Raw genomic sequence first — 17439 nt, 5'->3', positions numbered from 1 at the left:
TAATATTACTATAGAAAATAAAGAAATTTAGGTAGGAAAAATGATTAATTATTATGAAATAACCCCAAATATATTTAGTAGGAAAGAAACAATCATCATGTTTCATGGTTGGGGTTCAATTATTGAATCACAAATACAATTTGGTAAAGAGCTATCTGAATTAGGATTTAAAGTTGTTATTCCCGAAATGATATACCATGATTCGAGACAAGCTCTAAATAACCATTTCGATCAAGAGATTTTACAAACATATTTTTGGAAAACGATATTTGAAACAATTGATGAAGAAGATAAAATGATAGATCAGCTTTGTTTACAAAAAGAAAATACAATTCTGTTAGGTAGTTCAATGGGTGGTTTTATTGCAAGTGGAATGTTTTTTTCAAATAATAGTTATGCCGGATTAATTAATATTAATGGATCAAGTTCTTATATTTATTCTGAGAAGGATTTTCGTAAAAAAGATAGAAGAGAACCATTAAATGAAAGTGAATTGGAAACGTTTGTAAAATATGATCCAAAATTTAAAGATTGTACAATAAGAAAGCCTGTTTTATTCTTACACGGCGAACAGGATTTAGTTATTCCAATTGAAGGGCAACTCGATTTCTTAACAACAAAACATCATTCTTATATAGATTTTATTAAATATAAAAATGTAAATCATACAATCACAAGTAGTATGAAATTCGACATAATCAATTGGCTTGATAAAAATTTTAAAAAGGAAGGGATTTAAAATGAGTGAAAATTCACTACCAAATGGATTAGCTAAACCAGCTATTAGAGCATTAACTGCAGCAGGCTATTTACATTTGGAGCAATTCACACAATTAAGTGAAGCAGAAGTATTAAAATTACATGGGATGGGACCTAAGGCAATTACGACAATTAAAAATGCATTGGAAGTGAAAGGGTTATCATTTAAAAATTAATACTTATGTGAAAAGAACTGATCTAATTTCAGTTCTTTTTTATTTGGGTATTTTTATGTATTTAAAGTTCGTTCATTTTTACCAAAAGTTGCTAGGATATCAATTTATATTATAGTGATATAATGATTCTTATCGAATTTCATAAAAAAGGGGGGAGACTATTGAAACCAAACTTGTCTCCTATACAAAAAAAAGGAACCCGATATTATTTTACTGTAAATAGGAAATTTTGGTTTAGCCATTTTATTTCATTTTCTTGGTTACTTTTTTCAATTTATTTATCAATTCCTTGGGTAAAGGACTTATCTGACGTTGTTACTACGCCAGTAGCAATCATCATAATAGGTGGTATTGCCTATATACCGGGCTATATGAGCACTTTTTTAGTCATAAGTTTACTACTTGATAAACAACCGAATTTTAAAAATGAATTTCCAAATGATTCGGTAACTGTATTAGTAGCTGCTTATAATGAAGAAGGCGCTATTTTTAATACGTTAAAATATATTACAGATCAAGACTATACTGGTGAAATAAACGTTATCGTTATTAATAATAACTCAACTGATGGTACAGATCGTGAAGTAATGAGGGCGAAAAAAGAGTTAAGTTCAAATATTACTTTATCAAATATTACTTTATTACATCAATCAAAACCAGGTAAGTTTCATGCACTTAATTTAGGCTTGGAGTTTGTAAAAACACCATATGTCATTACATTAGATGCAGATACATTAATTCATCCTTCTGCAGTAAGATACTTAGTTTCAAGAATAAAAAGTAGCCCTACAGATGTTTGTGCTGTTGCTGGCTCAATGTTAGTTCGTAATAGTCGTGAAACATTTTGGACTAAGATTCAAGAATGGGACTACTTTTTAGGAATTGCTTCCATAAAAAGACTTCAGGGTTTATATCAAGGAACACTTGTTGCACAAGGGGCATTTAGTTTATATAAAACTGAATGTGTAAAGGAAGTTAACGGTTGGCCTGATGCAATTGGAGAAGATATCGTTTTAACATGGAGACTGTTACAAAAGCAATGGAAGGTTTACTTCGAACCATTAGCAGTAGCATTTACTGATGCACCTACAACCTTTAGTCATTTTGCTAAACAAAGATCAAGATGGGCAAGAGGTATGGTTGAAGGACTGATTGAAATTAAACCGTGGCAACAACCACAAGTTTATACAAAGTATTTAACCGGTATTAATCTTATGATGGTTTACTTAGATCTTATATACACTTTATGTTGGATTCCTGGATTGATTTTAGCGTTTTTTGGAATCAACACGATTGTTGGTCCAATGACTTTATTAGTTCTCCCATTAACATTTATTAGCTATTCAATCCTTTATTTTTACCAGAAAAACTATGTTTTCCGTAATTTAAATTTAAGAATAAGAAATAATCGTATAGGATTTTTATTCTTCCTATTATGCTATCAAATGATTATGTCGCCAGTTTCACTTTATGGCTATATTCAAGAATTCTTTAAATTAAAACGAGTTTGGGAATAAAAACTTTATTTTCATAAAAAGGGATCACAAAAGTCAAAGTACTTTTTGTGATCCCTTTTTGTTTCTATAAAGTATTTGTTTCTTTCTTTGTTGAGCTATCTAACTTCATCTTTAATTGAACTTCTTGATCCGCGATAATATCATCATCTTCGGCATTATCACGAACAACCTTTTGGGTTAAAATTGAGCCTACTGCTACTAATAGCATAACTGCAATATAATAACCTTTTTCGTTTAATTCCATATCTGCATTGTAAAGTCCGATACAAAACAAAAATACTCCTGCTACTAAAGTAAAGTAAGCTAAAACAGTAAATGCTGGTGTGTTTCTACGTCTGTGCTTCTGCAAATTTAATCACGCTCCGGATAAGATTTAACATAATTGTTTGACGTTAAAAAATGCAATTAAGAAGGTATATATGATTTCAAAAAAATTCTTAACGTCTATTATTATTATATAAAATTTGTTGTTAAATAGTAATAAAATTCTAATAAATTAGTAAATTGGAAAATATTACTGGAATTTTTTGGGGAAATTTCAAATAAAAAATAGAGAAATACAAAAAGATATCTAATCACAAATAGATAGGAAATATATATTTGGAGAGGATGGTCAGATTTTGAATAATAGAGGTGCTGGTATTGGAGGAATCGTTTTTGTAGGCTGTATGTTTTTAGGCGGAGGAATTGGAAGTTTATTACATGAACCACATTCAGGTTGGCTAATTGGAATGGGTGTTGGTTTTTTAGGGCTCGCTTTAACAAGATTTCTAATAAAAAGTTAATTCGAGAACTAAAAAAGAACCACAAGGGGAAATGATAACCTTGTGGTTCTTTCAACTGAAGAGGACTTTTATAAATAAAATCGATCTCTAATTTCTTTTGATGGGATCATACACGTTTCGTTTTTTCCAAAGATTTTAAAACGATTTCTTGAGATCAGTCTATACAAATAGTCACGTATTGTTGTTGGGATAATTATAAAGGCATAGAAAAATTTTGGCCAACCTTCTAAATTTTTAGCAATAGAAAGTGCAGCTGAAGATTCAATTTTTATTTTTCCATTTTGTACAAGAATAATTGAATCAATTGAACTAAGTTCGGGGTGATCCTTCTTAAGCTTCTGGCCAAATGTGGATTGTAGTGCGGCAAAATGAAAATAACCTTTTTGGTCATGTTTAATAATAAATTGAACAGCTCCATTGCATAAAATACATTCACCATCAAATAAAATAATTGGCCTCTCACTCATAATATATCCCCTAAAGATTATTCTTGGTTCACCATATGGTAAGCAACATTTCTTAAATGTTGTAATAATGGCTCTTTAATTTCTTCATCTAAATCGACATCATCCATAGCTTTTCCCATGCAATCCAACCAATCATGAGCTAATTCAATTGTAATTGGAAAAGGCAAATGACGCGCGCGCATTCTTGGATGACCACGTTCCATACTATAATATTGTGGTCCACCTAAAAACTGTGTTAAAAATAGTTTTTGTTTACGTGCTGTTTCCTCCCAGTCACCTGGAAATATTGGTGAAAGTCTCTCATGCTTTGAAACATAAGAATAAAAAGTATCCACTAGCTCTTCTAATTTTTCTTTCCCTATATAATCATACATTGATTGATTTTCGTTACTCAAAAGATAATACCTCCATTAATTTCAAAAAATACAAATTAGATAGGTTTATTTTATCTCTTTTTGGACTTTATGAGAAGTAAATAGGAACTTTAGGTTCGTTCAGATATTTTTAGATTGGAGTCATTTAATAGTTCAGGTAAAATGGTCGGAACTATTTTCCATGATATGCCAAATTGATCTTTTAACCAACCACATGCTTGTGCATTTTTATCTCCATCCTTTGATAACTTTTCCCAATAATAATTTATTTCTTCTTGGGAGTCACAATGAACGATGAATGAAATTGCTTCTGTAAATTTAAAGGCTTCTTCGGCTTGTGTATCAAACCATAAATTCGTGATATTTTTTGAATTTTACTTTGCATAGCTTTTCTCCTTTAATCCAAAAACGTTTATAATAATTAGATATTGGTTTTAGATTTGATTCAAACTTTATAAGTTTTAACTATATTCAACATTAATACACGTTAATAGGAAATTTTAAAAAATGATATTATACTAGCATAGGAGGTGTAGCAATGAATCAATGGGCACCAAAGAGCGGAAGAGTCATTTTACATGTTGATATGAATTCATTTTTTGCTTCGGTTGAAATAGCGAATGATCCATCATTAAAAGGTAAACCAGTAGTTGTGGCCGGCAATGAAAAAGAGCGCAGGGGAATTATTGTAACTGCAAGTTATGAAGCTCGAGCTTATGGAATTCGGGCAACAATGCCATTATGGGAAGCGCGAAAAAAATGTCCTGAGATGATTGTGAAAACTCCAAATTTTGAAGCTTACCGAAAAGTCTCAAGACAAATATTTGAAAAATTAGGTGCAATAAGTCCTAAAATTGAAGTGGCATCAATTGATGAAGGATATATTGATATAACTGATTGTGATGAAAAACTAGGTCATCCAATTAAAATAGCTGAATTGATCCAGTCAATATTGTTAGAAGATCTTGCTATGCCATGCAGTATCGGTATTGGTCCAAATAAATTTCTTGCAAAAACAGCTTCAGATATGAAGAAACCACTTGGAATTACTGTTCTTCGTAAGAGGGATGTTCCTATTATTTTATGGCCTAGAAAAGTAGGAGAGATGCATGGTGTTGGTATGAAAACTGAAGAAAAATTAAATGAAATTGGCATTATTACAATAGAAGATTTGGCAAAAAGTAATGAAAAACAAGTACAAGAATTATTAGGTGTAAACGGTAAATCTTTAAGAAATAAGGCCAATGGAATAGATGAAAGAGAAGTCGATCCTAGTCGTATGCTTTCACATAAGACAATTGGCCAATCAACGACATTTTCATTTGATGTTTTTGAGGAACCAATGATTGCAGAAAAATTTGAAGCTCTATCAAAACGGGTAGCTGAACGATTAATTAAGAAGGGTTTAGTTGCTGATACTGTGACAATTACACTTCGATTTAGTGACCGAAAAACAATTAATCGAAGTAAAAAACTTTCTACACCTGTACAACAAGCTAATGAAATCTTTAAAGAGGCATTTGATCTATGGAAAAGAAATTGGAACGGAGAACCATTACGTTTAATCGGAGTAACTGCATCACAATTAAATCCAAAAGATGAAATATCAAAGCAATTGGACCTATTTTCTTTTGAAAAGGATGCCAAACAAGAACCATTGTTTGAAACACTACATAAATTGCAAAATAAATATGGAGAACAAGTTATTAGTTTAGGAAGACAAAAAAAGAAAATTGACTCAAACAATATATTAGATATATTGAAATCTACAGAGTAAACAGGTGCTGTGATTTCAATCGAAGGTCCTTTTTAAGTTGCCTTCGTTTTTTTACGAAAAAAAGACGGTCTATTCATTAGACAGTCTTCAAATAGTTAATATAATCGTTTAAACTTTCTCAATAATAATTTTAGTTGCTGTTGGAAGATATTGTTCCACTGCATTCAGTACATTTTGATCATCTTGATATGCACCGACTTGTACTCCGTCTACGATTACTCTATGCATTTCAGACTTAGTCTTAGCTGTTAAGTTAAATGCTTTTACTAATCCATTTACATGGCCTTGAGCTACTTTTTGACGCCAATTTGGATCTTTTAGTTTTGCAGCATCACTTGCATTATCAATGAATCCATTTTCAGTCAGGATTGCTGGCATATTTGATTCTCGTAATACATGAAAATTAGCTTTCTTTTTACCACGATCAGTTAGACCATTAAGCTTTACGATTTCTGGATGTAAATCGTTTCGATATTGTGCTGAAGTAGATGTATCTGACAAACTATCATGTATATAATCCTCGTAACCAGACGCTGATGTATTAAATGAATTGATATGAACAGATAAAAAGTAGCTAGCACCCCATGAGTTTGCATCGTTAGTACGTTCAGATAAAGAACGATCAGTGTCGGTAGATCTGCTCATTCTAACCTCAACGTCATTATAGTTATTTAATAAATCTCTTATTCTTAAAGCGATATCCAAAGTAAGGTCTTTTTCCTTTAATCCATTTCCTACTGCACCTGAATCAGAGCCACCATGCCCTGGATCTAAATATAGTTTCAACATTAAACTAATCCCTCCTAATGATAAAGTATTCAAAGTAGCCTTTAGTTGAAATGGACAAGCATCTAATGTATATAACCAAATTTAAGACATTTAGTTGAATTAGACATTCATTCTAATAGATTCTTTTATTTAGATTGATAGTCAAGTAGGGGAATACTAAAATATTGTCGAATTTAAAGATTAAGTGATTTTGTTATCCAATGTAACTATTGCAAAAAAGCCAAGGAGGAAAGTGTATGTATACAAAAATGAAAGCGAATGAACATGTTTATTCATCACATCGTAATGTGGTGTATGCTAGAAATGGAATGGTCGCTACTTCCCAACCATTGGCTGCACAAGCGGGCCTAGATATTTTAAAAAAGGGTGGTAATGCAGTAGATGCTGCGATCGCTACAGCTGCTTGCCTTACAGTAGTAGAGCCTACTTCAAACGGTATAGGTGGAGATGCTTTTGCATTAGTTTGGATGAACGAAAAGTTATACGGTTTAGATTCGAGTGGACCTGCACCTAAAAATATATCGATTGAAAAATTAAAAAATTTAGGGTATGAAAAAATGCCTAAATATGGTTGGATTCCAATAACTGTCCCTGGTGCTCCGGCTGCTTGGGTAGAATTATCGAATCGGTTTGGGAGACTTTCGCTAAAGGAAGTGCTACAACCGGCAATTGAATATGCTCGTGAAGGTTTTCCGATTTCACCAACATTAGGTAAGTTTTGGAAGAAGGCTTATGAAATATACAAAAAGGAGTTAAACTCTGAGGAGTTTGTTGCTTGGTTTGATACATTTGCTCCAAATGGAAGAGCTCCTGAAGTAGGAGAAATTTGGTCTTCACTAGATCATGCAATAACTTTAGAAAAAATAGCCGAAACAAATGGAAAAGATTTTTATAAAGGTGAAATTGCAGATAAAATTATTGATTCTTCAAATCAATATGGTGGTTTTTTAACAAAAGAAGATTTAGAGACTTTTAAACCGGAATGGGTAAATCCAATTAGTATAAATTACAGAGGCTTTGATGTGTGGGAAATTCCACCTAATGGTCAAGGAATTGTCGCACTGATGGCTTTAAATATAGTAAAAAATGATCAGTTTGATGACAAAGAGAACGTAACCACATATCATAAACAATTTGAAGCAATGAAGTTAGCGTTTGCTTGCGGAAAGGAATATGTAACAGATCGAAAGTTTATGAAGACTTCGGTTGAAAGTCTATTAAGTGATCAATATGGAAAAGAACGCTTTTCAGGGATCACGGAAACTGCTCATACACCATTACCAGGAAGACCGGCTAGTGGAGGCACTGTTTATTTAGCGACAGCTGATGGAGATGGAAACATGGTCTCCTTTATTCAAAGTAATTATATGGGTTTTGGGTCAGGTATAGTGATTCCTGGAACTGGAATTGGATTGCAAAATAGGGGTTGTGATTTTAGCTTAAATGAAAAACATGCCAACGCTTTAATTGGTGGAAAAAAATCATATCATACGATTATTCCGGCATTTTTAACAAAAAATAATAAAGCAATTGGACCATTCGGTGTAATGGGTGGTTATATGCAGCCTCAAGGACATGTTCAAGTTATCATGAATAGCATCGATTTTCATTTAAATCCACAAGAAGCCTTAGATGCTCCTAGATGGCAATGGATTGAAGGGAAAATAGTTGAAGTCGAACCTAGTTTTCCTCAAGAGATTATAAAAGAGTTGCAGGCTAAAGGTCATGTAATTAAGGTTGCAAAGGATACTGGAAGTTTCGGGCGTGGCCAAATTATTTGGAGAAATGAAGATTCTGGCGTTTTAATGGGTGGTACAGAATCAAGAACGGACGGTTGTATTGCAAGTTGGTAATTATGAAAAGGAATTGATTTAATGAAACAATTAGAAATATTCATCGCTTTTTTTCGAAGTAGTATTTTAGGATATGGAGGAGGACCATCTACGATTCCTCTAGTTTATAAAGAAGTCGTCGATACGTATAAATGGATGAAAGACGAAGAGTTTTCTGAAATTTTAGCAATAGGAAATATGCTCCCAGGTCCAATCAATACAAAATTAGCAGGTTATATCGGTTATCGTATTGGTGGCATTATCGGAATGCTTAATGCGATCATTGCATCGATCTTACCGACAATCCTTTTAATGATTATACTTTTAACTTCATTATCTTCTTTTAAAGATATTAAATGGGTTAATGGGATGAAGGAATCAATTGTGCCTGTTGTAGGGGTAATGTTAGGTGTATTAACATGGCAATTTTATCAAAGTTCAAAAAAAGGATTGAAAACACCAACAATATTAATTCATTTAGTTGTCGGTTTGCTTCTAATTCAATTTTTACACATATACCCAGCGATTATAATTGGTGGTTTACTAATATTTGCAATCTTCCAACCAGTAAAAGCAACTTCCTCAAATGATCATCAGACGAGGAAGGGGAGTACAAACGAATGATTTATTGGAAATTATTTCTTTCATTTCTAATAACGAATCTTTTAGGATATGGTGGGGGACCTGCTACGATCCCATTAATTCAAAATGATGTTGTTACACAAAATCATTGGTTAACTCAACAAGAATTTCATGAAGCGTTTGCAATGGGGAATGCCTTACCAGGTCCTATCGCAACTAAAATGGCTGGTTATATAGGATACAAAATCGGAGGAATCTTTGGTTCCTTTATAGCAGTATTTGCAACTGTATTTCCTTCATTATTGTTAATGATTCTATTAATTGGGTTACTTTATAAAAATCGTGACTCAATTCGAGTGAAGAGAATGACAGCATATGTAAAACCGACAATTGTTGTCCTTTTAGGCCAACTTACATATCAATCTTTTTCTGATTCGTTTCATGATATTGGAGCATTCCAAGTTATTTTTATTGCAGGATGTACATTTTTCTTTATGGAAAAACTTAAAATTCATCCGGCTTTTGTAGTTCTTGGTACATTAATTTATGGGGCCATTAATCTTTAATATAAAAAAGAAAAGAAACCAACTAATTCAATTGAATTAATTGGTTTCTTTTTCTTCTTCTTCTTTTTGTTTGCTCATAACTTCTTCATAATCTTTATTAAACCAAAGTGGATCCATATTATCTACTTCACCATTATAATTAATCAAAATTTCTTCGCCAGCTTTAATGTCTTTGTAAGCGAAAAAATCAAATGTGTGATTATCAAAGTTAATATCGTAAGTTGCATTTGCATCATAAGAATGGTTAAATAGCATTCCGTATCCTAGAAGAATAGCTGAATGATTAATACCATATTCAAATGTATAATCTGCTAATAAAGTTTTCTCGATATGCTCATGTTCCTCGTTCGGGTAAGAAATAACTGGCGCCTCATGTATTAGCTCACCTTTTGCAATATCACGTGTTGCAAAGACACCACGATTAAATTCACCGTCACTTAACGTAGAAGTTTTAATTTCAATCATAATTACACCTATAATTCTCTCTTAAGTCTTATAGATAGTTTGCCACTATTTTAGATATAAATCAATTTTTTTATCTATTTAGCGTTATTCAAATAAAAGTACGTCTCTTTTTCGATCGAAGGAAGTAGTATAACTAGGACAAGTCTACTATTAGATTAAAAACTGATAAAATTAAAAAAATCTAAGTATATATTTTGCCAAAACATCAAATTATAAAATTGTTATATATATATAGGGAGGCAGATTATAATGAAATTTTTTTATAAGATTATGATTTTATTGATTGTAATGTCTTCTATTCTTCCAGGAAATAAGCAGGTAAATGCAACTAGCAAAAAGGAATTACTGCGAATTGAAGGATATAAGCCAAATCAAACTGTAAACAAAATTCCTAATCTAGCTGATGTTTTCCAGGTTTCGACAAATCAGATCCTAGTAACTTTTGATTCACAAGTTGATATTTATTTAGGAACAAAAGCTTCATTTTATTGGATTCAAAGTTTATCTGATAAAATCCCTACCGGAATTGCATCACTAGGAAGCAAAAGCCAATTTAATGCAAGGAATGCTTTATCGAATAATCAAGTTACAATTACAAAGGTACAAGGAGATAACAATTCATTCTTGCTAACCTTTAAACAAGAAATACCTTCAAATAAGCGATTTAAACTAGCAGTTCGTCATTTGCACGCTCCTGGTGGTAAACCATTTGATGGTATAAATGGTATGAAAGTATTTACAGGTAAATAATTATTTTGTAGTTTGCCTACACGATGTAATCCCCTATAGCAGAGGGGATTTTTTTATGTCTTGTAATGAATGTTGCAAAACGATAGGTAGGAATTAAATGTAAAGTATGTTGTATCAAGTAATATTTTTTGAACAGGATGGCATGTAGCTTACTCCGAAAAAAATCTTAAAAGATTAAAATTATAGAATTGACTTTAACGTTGCGTAAAGGTGTATTGTAAAGATGTCAGGAGGTAGTCGCAATGGAATATACAGTACAAAAGCTTGGACTTCTAGCAGGAATCAGCACTAGGACTTTAAGATATTATGATGAGATTGGGATTCTTAAGCCGGCAAGAATTAACTCATCAGGATATCGGATTTATGGTCAAGCGGAAGTAAATCGCTTACAACAAATCTTATTTTATAGAGAACTAGGTATGAATTTAGAAAACATTAAAGAAATTATCACATCACCTGATTTTAATAGTGCCAAGGCGTTAACCGAGCATCGTGAGCAGCTTCTTGATAAAAGAAAGCAATTGGATTTATTAATTTCAAACGTTGAAAAGTCAATTGCTCTAACAGAGGGGAGAATTACAATGTCAAATAAAGAAAAATTTGAAGGCTTTAAGAAAGATATGATCGAAGAAAATGAAAAGAAATATGGAAAAGAAGCACGTGAAAAATATGGAGATGAAGCTGTTAATAAAGCAAATCAAAAAGTAATGAATATGACAGAAGAAGATCATAAAGAAGTAACGCGCCTTGCTGAAGAATTAGCAAAAACATTAGCTGAAGCATTTAAAACGGGTGATCCATCAAGTGAAATTGCCCAAAAAGCAGCTGATTTGCATAAACAATGGTTAACATTTTATTGGAGCAAATATAGCAAGGAAGCGCACGCAGGCTTAGCACAAATGTATGTAGACGATGAGCGCTTTAGAGCACATTACGATAAAGAACAACCTGGAACTGCTGAATTTTTAAGAGATGCAATTCATATTTACACGCAACATAAAAAATAAGTCGGGGATGGTGTGTGTACTTTGACTAGTTCTTAGTACACGCTCATAACTTATGAATGGATCATGAGTAAGTAAAACAGGAAAAATAAGCAAATACCATACTCATAAAAGATTTATGAGCATATAACACAAGCAAAATGCAGATGTTGTCATACTCCTATAAGATATGCAGGAAGGCTAAGAACCTATGTACTTGTCAAAACAACGAGATGGCTCAACTCCCATGTCCCATGGAAAACAACATTCAATATGTAAAATAGGCTCAACCAAAAAGTGTACTTAGATTCATTCTAAGTACACTTTTTCAAATGTTGAAATTGAAAACGGACATTAAATGAACATTTATTAATGGTTATATTATCATTTTTTGAATGATCTATTAATGCAATTTTATGATTCCAATAACACTAGTAATATTTTTTTTCAGAAGTTAAAAATATTATGAGCTAATTTTTAGATAAATAAATTCAATTGATTAGTTTTTTAATTAATGTTCGATCTTAATTGACCTACAAACTGATTAATAACCAACTGTTAGTTTACTCTAAGTAAAGGCTATTTGATTAGGATTTATTGTAGACTTTTTTTGATGAATAAGTTGATTGGAACGAAAGGGGTGCTTGACTCCTATGGGATAAGCGGGAAGGCTAAAGACCCCGCAGGCTTGCCGATGAGGCAAAAGAATCTCTCCCCATGGAAAGCGAGCATCCTGTAGTGGAANNAAATCAACATCACTCTACTCCTTTTACGAAAATTTGGTAATTTAATTGATAAGGTTGTTTTTCAAAAGCATGAAAAATTGTACTCTGATTTAATCTAAGTACACTTTTTTTATATTTTTTTTGGAAAAAAATAGTAAATGTATTCAATGGAATTTGGTATAATTATTTTTATGATTAAATAGTTTAATGTAAATTTTGTAGAGTAGTATTATAAATTTTTAAATAATGGAATGTTTATGTACAATTAAGGTAAGAATTTGATTTAAATAATTCAATTTTTAAACTAAGGATGTACTAAAAATGGACGAACAATTTATACCGAGGAAAGAGCGACATAAGAAGCGTTTTATTAGAAAGCGTCAAAATATAGAGCATGAAAAAATAAAATTTAGTACTTACATATTAAGTATATTTTATTATTTCTTATTATTTTTAATTTTTAATCTTGTACAATTTTATATATTTCAGCATGTTAATCACACCATTAAATCACTTGGGAATTTTGATTTAGCTAGAGCTATCATATCAGGATTAATCTATTTACTATGTATTATTTGTATTGAGGATACTTATAGAAGATATCGAATGCCTTCAACTTTCATCCGAATATTAATACCAATTTTAGTGTTTATTCTAGCAATCGTCACCATGTATACTTTATTAAAAGTATTTTTCTAAAACGATTTGATAAGATGAAAACAGTAAAAAAGTATTACTTCATTAAATGATGTAATACTTTTTTGTTGAGCTTAAATAGTAACTTAGTTAGAGAATGGATAGGGTGGGGGCAAATCGCTTATCTTTGTAAGTTGTTTATGAATCTTTTACACTCATTTCTAATAATCTTTTTTGAATCCAAACAGCGGCTTGGGTACCATCGCCCATTGCTATTGTGACTTGTTGAGAATGGGCTACTAGATCGCCGGCTGCCCATACATTTGGAACATTCGTCTCCTTTGTCCGTGGGTCTACAATAACATGCTTATCATTAAAAAGATTTACTCCTAGTTGGATAGCAAGATTGTTTTGTACTTCATTTCCACCAAAACCAATAAAAGCTCGATCCGCATAAATTATTTCACCACTTTGTAAACAAATTCCTTTAAAAGTGGAATCGTCTTCTTTTAGTACTTCCTTAATTTTTTCTTTTCGATAGTGAATTCCAATTTTATGTAGTTGGTCATTTAATTTGGAATCAAGGTCATGTCCTTCGTGATTAATATAGGTAATTTGTTTTGACCAATAAGCTAATGTGATGGCAAGATTTGCACCAGTGTTACCAGATCCAAGTATTAAAACACTTTTATTTAAAATTTCATATCCATCACAGTCTGGACAAACAAAAATTGTCGATCCAAGACACTCGACTAGATTTTTGATTTGAGGAATTCGATCAATTAGTCCAGTTGCTAGTAAGACTGTTTTAGCAGAATAAGATTTTCCTACTTTCGTCTCTATTAGGAATTGATTGTTTACGTTTTGTATACTTATTACTTTATCTTGGGTGAATGATACACCATAAACTTCAGCATGCTTTCTTCCTAGCTGTCTTAGCTCTTGTCCACTTATACTATTCGGCCAACCTAAAATATTACGATATGTTTTACATAATGTTGAGCGCCCATAATTTGAGTCAATTACGAGTACATTTCTTTGGTATCGACCAAGCTGAATTGATGCCTGTAAACCTGCGAAACCTCCCCCTACTATGATACATTCATATAACTCATCCATAGACTTGTCTCCTAAATCATTTAATACAAAATCGTATATGTTCAATTTTTCCAATTAAGCGATTTTTAATCACAATATCTCAATTAATCTAATTGTTGAAAATTTAGAGATTTTTGATTGATATATTCTGAATATTTAGGTACGATTTTTCTATTAGCTTATTTTAATTTGTTGTTTTTTGTGGAGGAGTAAGAATGAGTGCAGATAAGATTGCCTTAACAAATTCTAGAATGAAGGGAATTATTCTCGTATTAACTGCGGCAATATTATGGGGCATATCTGGAACTGTTGCACAATTTGTATTTCAAAGAAATCATTTTAGTCCAGAATGGTTAGTCGTTATTCGATTATTGTTTTCTGGAGTCATCCTATTAATTTTTGCTAGTCTGAAAGAAAAAAGAAATCTATCAGAAATTTGGAAGGATAAGAAGGATGTTTTAAGTTTATTGTTATTTAGTATTCTTGGGATGTTAGCAGTTCAATATACATACTTCGCCGCAATAAAAGCTTCAAATGCTGCTACAGCGACAATTTTACAATATTTGGCACCCGTCATTATTACATGCTATTTAGCAATGAGTTACAAAAAAGTACCAAATAGAAAAGAAGTACTGGCTGTCATTTTAGCGCTTGCAGGGACATTTTTATTGGTAACCCATGGAACGATTAAAGGATTGTCTATTACTGGATGGGCATTATTTTGGGGGCTAGCGTCAGCTTTTGCTTTAGCATTTTATTCAATACAGCCTCAAAATCTTTTAAAAAAATTTGGGTCGACAATCGTAGTAGGTTGGGGAATGTTAATCGGTGGAATTTGTTTTAGCTTCATACATTCACCTTTTAATTTCCAAGGTCATTGGTCGATGAGTGCTTATTTCGCAGTAATTTTTATTGTTATTTTTGGAACGTTAATTGCCTTTTATTGCTATTTAGAGAGTTTAAAGTATATTAATGCTTCCGAATCTAGCTTACTTGCATGTGTGGAACCATTATCAGCAGCGGTACTATCAGTAATTTGGCTAAGAGTAAATGTTGAAATATTAGACTGGATAGGTAGCCTATGTATTATAAGTACGATTGTCATTTTATCAATGGCTGATCGAAAAGAGGCTAATTGACTATTATCTGTCACAAAAGAGCATAAAAAGACAGGACGCAATAATTTTAACTTGTTAGGATGTAAATAAGGGAGGAGTCATATGGCTTGGGTTGAATCTTTACAAAAGGCAATTGATTATATTGAAGACAATTTATTAAACGAGTTAATGATTGAAGAAATTTCTAAACAAGCTAATTCATCTGTTTTTCATTTTCAGCGAACATTTTCAATTTTAACTGATATTAATATAGCTGAATATATAAGACGAAGAAGATTGACGCTAGCGGCCAATGAATTAACAACTACTGATCATAAAATAATTGACATTGCCTTGAAATATAGGTATGACTCTCCTGAGGCTTTTGCAAAAGCGTTTAGAAGACAGCATGGTGTAACCCCAAGTGAAGCAAGAAAGTTTATTGGAAATCTAAAATCATATAACCGCCTCGTTATTCAGGTGAGTTTGAAGGGAGCAGAACCAATGCAATTTAATATTGTTGAAAAAAGTGCTTTTCAAGTAGTTGGAGTTAAAAAAGAGTTTTCTTATTTGAATGATCAACAACAACAACTGATTCCTAAAATGTGGGATGAGGTTAATGAAAATGGTACGAGTGATCGTTTGTACGAAATTAACAATGGCGACATTAAAGGTGTTCTAGGTGTGTGTATGATGAGCGAGGAGCAAAAATCAAAAAATCTACTAGAATATTGGGTTGCAACCGAATACGAAGGAGATGTACAAGAAGGTTTTTTTCATCATGAAATTCCTGCATCAAAATGGGCTGTATTTGGTGTTCACGGAGCAATGCCGCACGCAATGCAATCGGCATGGAAGAAGATTTTTTCGGAATGGTTTCCTTCAAGCGGCTATTCACATGCAGGAATCCCAGAATTTGAACTTTATCCAGAAGGAAATCCATTTAGTGAAGATTATTATACTGAAATTTGGATTCCGGTAAAATAAAATCAATTTTTAAAGGTGCTTCTCAATTATGAGAGCACCTTTTATCTTTATGTATAAATTTATCCTCTTAATGCTTCTAAAACTACTTGTGCTTTGTAGCCTTCAGAGAAATCTATGACTGTAGCTTCTTCACCTTTTAGAGCCTTTACTAAATGATTAATTAATGAATCAGCTAAATTTTGCTCGGCTTCAATTTGTTGAATTGGCTCGCCGATTTTTCCTCCTTCTAAATTAGCCCAATTTACTAAAGAAAGAGTTCCTTTCGAGCCGTATGCTGTAAATTTAATTTCTTCTTCACCTGCAATTTGGCTTAAGCCATCTATTAACACAGGAGTGCCATCTTCTAATTCTAAAAAGGCGATAATTCCATTTTCGGAAGCAAGAGGGTCAGCGGGATATTGCATATGTTTCGTATTGACTTTCATATTACCAAAAATCTTTTGAATTTGTTGAATATAATGTACACCAACCTCTAATACATAACCTCCTTGTTCTTTTGTAGCAACCCATTCATTTTGTTGCCATAGTCTCGGCCAATTTGGAAAACGCATCTTTAATTCGATTCTTCTTAAATCGCCAACATATCCGGATTTAATAAGGCTTGCAAAAGACTTACTACCAACATTGTAGTTTAATGGAAAGTTCATAGCATGAAAAATACCTTTTTCTTTTGCTTGAGTATAAAGTCCTAGAGCTTCCTCTGTTGAATTTGCCAATGGCTTTTCACAAAGTACATTAATTCCTTTTGCGATTACATCAGATACTACCGAATAGTGATATTTTGGAGGTACAGTAACATAAACGAGATCAAGTTCAGCATTTTCAAGCATCTCAAGATGATTAGTAAAAGTTAAAACTGATATTAATTGGCTACTTGTTTCTTGAACTCTTTCTTCTAATGTGTCACATATTGCTACTATTTTTATTTCTTGGTGGTTTGAAAATAAAGGAATTAATCTTTGGCCAATTGCGCCAAGTCCAATAATACCAACTTTTATCATGAGAAAAACACCTTTCGAAATAGATTTATATTGTAATTATAGTAAGAAAAATTAAAAAATTAAAGAAATAGGT

Annotated in this window: 21 protein-coding genes; 13 read left to right on the top strand and 8 right to left on the bottom strand. The window is 32.1% G+C overall.

The window, feature by feature from the left end:
• Positions 1 to 40 precede the first annotated feature (40 nt).
• The 3 genes from COI44_RS19275 to COI44_RS19265 all read left to right on the top strand — a co-directional run bounded on the left by COI44_RS19275 (position 41) and on the right by COI44_RS19265 (position 2452).
• A complete protein-coding gene (locus COI44_RS19275; protein ID WP_098429378.1) occupies positions 41 to 739 on the top strand; it encodes an alpha/beta hydrolase family protein in 699 nt (232 codons plus the stop codon).
• Position 740: 1 nt separating this feature from the next.
• Positions 741 to 935 (top strand): helix-hairpin-helix domain-containing protein, encoded by a 195-nt coding sequence (locus COI44_RS19270; RefSeq protein WP_098429377.1) that lies wholly within the window; start codon positions 741 to 743, stop codon positions 933 to 935.
• Between the two features lie 161 nt (positions 936 to 1096).
• Positions 1097 to 2452, top strand: coding sequence for a glycosyltransferase family 2 protein (locus tag COI44_RS19265; protein WP_483295495.1), 1356 nt, complete (start codon positions 1097 to 1099; stop codon positions 2450 to 2452).
• Between the two features lie 64 nt (positions 2453 to 2516).
• On the opposite strand, the gene COI44_RS19260 is transcribed toward COI44_RS19265, so the two are convergent.
• Complete coding sequence (locus tag COI44_RS19260) at positions 2517 to 2801, bottom strand: YiaA/YiaB family inner membrane protein (RefSeq protein ID WP_098429375.1); 285 nt, start codon at positions 2799 to 2801, stop codon at positions 2517 to 2519.
• A gap of 271 nt (positions 2802 to 3072) precedes the next feature.
• Between COI44_RS19260 and COI44_RS24290 the strand changes: the two genes are divergently transcribed.
• A complete protein-coding gene (locus COI44_RS24290; protein ID WP_179887182.1) occupies positions 3073 to 3237 on the top strand; it encodes a hypothetical protein in 165 nt (54 codons plus the stop codon).
• Positions 3238 to 3305: 68 nt separating this feature from the next.
• Here the strand turns inward: COI44_RS24290 and COI44_RS19255 are convergent, their stop codons facing one another.
• The 3 genes from COI44_RS19255 to COI44_RS24965 form a co-directional block, all read right to left on the bottom strand.
• The gene (locus COI44_RS19255; RefSeq protein WP_098429374.1) at positions 3306 to 3704 is read right to left on the bottom strand and encodes a thiol-disulfide oxidoreductase DCC family protein; all 399 of its coding nucleotides are present in this window, start codon (positions 3702 to 3704) and stop codon (positions 3306 to 3308) included.
• Between the two features lie 17 nt (positions 3705 to 3721).
• A complete protein-coding gene (locus tag COI44_RS19250) occupies positions 3722 to 4099 on the bottom strand; it encodes a globin domain-containing protein (protein WP_025672250.1) in 378 nt (125 codons plus the stop codon).
• An 89-nt stretch (positions 4100 to 4188) separates the two neighbouring features.
• On the bottom strand, positions 4189 to 4440 hold the full coding sequence (locus COI44_RS24965; RefSeq protein ID WP_098429381.1) for a VOC family protein: 252 nt from the start codon (positions 4438 to 4440) through the stop codon (positions 4189 to 4191).
• A gap of 176 nt (positions 4441 to 4616) precedes the next feature.
• Here COI44_RS24965 and COI44_RS19240 point away from each other — a divergent pair, with 176 nt between their 5' ends.
• On the top strand, positions 4617 to 5855 hold the full coding sequence (locus COI44_RS19240) for a DNA polymerase IV (RefSeq protein WP_098429373.1): 1239 nt from the start codon (positions 4617 to 4619) through the stop codon (positions 5853 to 5855).
• Between the two features lie 108 nt (positions 5856 to 5963).
• On the opposite strand, the gene COI44_RS19235 is transcribed toward COI44_RS19240, so the two are convergent.
• Positions 5964 to 6644 (bottom strand): N-acetylmuramoyl-L-alanine amidase family protein, encoded by a 681-nt coding sequence (locus COI44_RS19235; RefSeq protein ID WP_176525980.1) that lies wholly within the window; start codon positions 6642 to 6644, stop codon positions 5964 to 5966.
• Positions 6645 to 6880: 236 nt separating this feature from the next.
• On the opposite strand from COI44_RS19235, the gene COI44_RS19230 reads away from it, so the two are divergent.
• The 3 genes from COI44_RS19230 to COI44_RS19220 are packed head-to-tail and all read left to right on the top strand — an operon-like array spanning position 6881 to position 9624.
• On the top strand, positions 6881 to 8497 hold the full coding sequence (locus tag COI44_RS19230) for a gamma-glutamyltransferase family protein (protein ID WP_286163995.1): 1617 nt from the start codon (positions 6881 to 6883) through the stop codon (positions 8495 to 8497).
• Between the two features lie 21 nt (positions 8498 to 8518).
• On the top strand, positions 8519 to 9100 hold the full coding sequence (locus COI44_RS19225; protein WP_098429372.1) for a chromate transporter: 582 nt from the start codon (positions 8519 to 8521) through the stop codon (positions 9098 to 9100).
• Complete coding sequence (locus tag COI44_RS19220) at positions 9097 to 9624, top strand: chromate transporter (RefSeq protein WP_098429371.1); 528 nt, start codon at positions 9097 to 9099, stop codon at positions 9622 to 9624. Before COI44_RS19225 ends, COI44_RS19220 begins: the two co-directional genes overlap by 4 nt.
• 36 nt (positions 9625 to 9660) lie before the next feature.
• Here COI44_RS19220 and COI44_RS19215 read toward each other — a convergent pair whose 3' ends face one another.
• Entirely contained in the window at positions 9661 to 10089 is a 429-nt protein-coding gene (locus tag COI44_RS19215) for an SET domain-containing protein (RefSeq protein WP_098429370.1), read from the bottom strand.
• Positions 10090 to 10338: 249 nt separating this feature from the next.
• Here COI44_RS19215 and COI44_RS19210 point away from each other — a divergent pair, with 249 nt between their 5' ends.
• The 3 genes from COI44_RS19210 (at position 10339) to COI44_RS19200 (ending at position 13246) form a co-directional block, all read left to right on the top strand.
• Positions 10339 to 10839: a hypothetical protein gene (locus tag COI44_RS19210; RefSeq protein ID WP_098429369.1), complete on the top strand. Its 501-nt coding sequence runs from the start codon at positions 10339 to 10341 to the stop codon at positions 10837 to 10839.
• A 242-nt stretch (positions 10840 to 11081) separates the two neighbouring features.
• Complete coding sequence (locus COI44_RS19205) at positions 11082 to 11846, top strand: MerR family transcriptional regulator (protein ID WP_098429368.1); 765 nt, start codon at positions 11082 to 11084, stop codon at positions 11844 to 11846.
• A gap of 1022 nt (positions 11847 to 12868) precedes the next feature.
• Positions 12869 to 13246, top strand: a complete 378-nt coding sequence (locus COI44_RS19200; RefSeq protein WP_098429367.1) for a hypothetical protein — start codon at positions 12869 to 12871, stop codon at positions 13244 to 13246.
• A 135-nt stretch (positions 13247 to 13381) separates the two neighbouring features.
• Here the strand turns inward: COI44_RS19200 and COI44_RS19195 are convergent, their stop codons facing one another.
• Entirely contained in the window at positions 13382 to 14302 is a 921-nt protein-coding gene (locus COI44_RS19195; RefSeq protein WP_098429366.1) for an NAD(P)/FAD-dependent oxidoreductase, read from the bottom strand.
• A 194-nt stretch (positions 14303 to 14496) separates the two neighbouring features.
• On the opposite strand from COI44_RS19195, the gene COI44_RS19190 reads away from it, so the two are divergent.
• Together COI44_RS19190 and COI44_RS19185 are read left to right on the top strand one after the other, a co-directional pair.
• On the top strand, positions 14497 to 15420 hold the full coding sequence (locus COI44_RS19190; RefSeq protein ID WP_098429365.1) for a DMT family transporter: 924 nt from the start codon (positions 14497 to 14499) through the stop codon (positions 15418 to 15420).
• A gap of 81 nt (positions 15421 to 15501) precedes the next feature.
• Positions 15502 to 16365 (top strand): AraC family transcriptional regulator, encoded by an 864-nt coding sequence (locus COI44_RS19185; RefSeq protein ID WP_098429364.1) that lies wholly within the window; start codon positions 15502 to 15504, stop codon positions 16363 to 16365.
• A gap of 59 nt (positions 16366 to 16424) precedes the next feature.
• Here COI44_RS19185 and COI44_RS19180 read toward each other — a convergent pair whose 3' ends face one another.
• Positions 16425 to 17366 (bottom strand): Gfo/Idh/MocA family protein, encoded by a 942-nt coding sequence (locus COI44_RS19180; protein WP_098429363.1) that lies wholly within the window; start codon positions 17364 to 17366, stop codon positions 16425 to 16427.
• Positions 17367 to 17439: the final 73 nt, after the last annotated feature.

It is taken from the genome of Bacillus sp. AFS088145 (genome assembly GCF_002564465.1).
Taxonomy (GTDB): Bacteria; Bacillota; Bacilli; order Bacillales; family Bacillaceae_G; genus Gottfriedia.
The sequence above is the reverse complement of the archived record's forward strand: the minus strand, read 5'-3'. Positions and strand labels throughout refer to the sequence as shown.

Bases quoted from the DNA above. Each gene is read 5' to 3' on its own strand.
- COI44_RS19275 (WP_098429378.1), top strand. From the start codon at position 41: ATGATTAATTATTATGAAATAACCCCAAATATATTTAGTAGGAAAGAA.
- COI44_RS19270 (WP_098429377.1), top strand. From the start codon at position 741: ATGAGTGAAAATTCACTACCAAATGGATTAGCTAAACCAGCTATTAGA.
- COI44_RS19255 (WP_098429374.1), bottom strand. From the start codon at position 3,704: ATGAGTGAGAGGCCAATTATTTTATTTGATGGTGAATGTATTTTATGC.
- COI44_RS19240 (WP_098429373.1), top strand. From the start codon at position 4,617: ATGAATCAATGGGCACCAAAGAGCGGAAGAGTCATTTTACATGTTGAT.
- COI44_RS19235 (WP_176525980.1), bottom strand. From the start codon at position 6,644: ATGTTGAAACTATATTTAGATCCAGGGCATGGTGGCTCTGATTCAGGT.
- COI44_RS19230 (WP_286163995.1), top strand. From the start codon at position 6,881: ATGTATACAAAAATGAAAGCGAATGAACATGTTTATTCATCACATCGT.
- COI44_RS19225 (WP_098429372.1), top strand. From the start codon at position 8,519: ATGAAACAATTAGAAATATTCATCGCTTTTTTTCGAAGTAGTATTTTA.
- COI44_RS19220 (WP_098429371.1), top strand. From the start codon at position 9,097: ATGATTTATTGGAAATTATTTCTTTCATTTCTAATAACGAATCTTTTA.
- COI44_RS19215 (WP_098429370.1), bottom strand. From the start codon at position 10,089: ATGATTGAAATTAAAACTTCTACGTTAAGTGACGGTGAATTTAATCGT.
- COI44_RS19210 (WP_098429369.1), top strand. From the start codon at position 10,339: ATGAAATTTTTTTATAAGATTATGATTTTATTGATTGTAATGTCTTCT.
- COI44_RS19205 (WP_098429368.1), top strand. From the start codon at position 11,082: ATGGAATATACAGTACAAAAGCTTGGACTTCTAGCAGGAATCAGCACT.
- COI44_RS19200 (WP_098429367.1), top strand. From the start codon at position 12,869: ATGGACGAACAATTTATACCGAGGAAAGAGCGACATAAGAAGCGTTTT.
- COI44_RS19195 (WP_098429366.1), bottom strand. From the start codon at position 14,302: ATGGATGAGTTATATGAATGTATCATAGTAGGGGGAGGTTTCGCAGGT.
- COI44_RS19190 (WP_098429365.1), top strand. From the start codon at position 14,497: ATGAGTGCAGATAAGATTGCCTTAACAAATTCTAGAATGAAGGGAATT.
- COI44_RS19185 (WP_098429364.1), top strand. From the start codon at position 15,502: ATGGCTTGGGTTGAATCTTTACAAAAGGCAATTGATTATATTGAAGAC.
- COI44_RS19180 (WP_098429363.1), bottom strand. From the start codon at position 17,366: ATGATAAAAGTTGGTATTATTGGACTTGGCGCAATTGGCCAAAGATTA.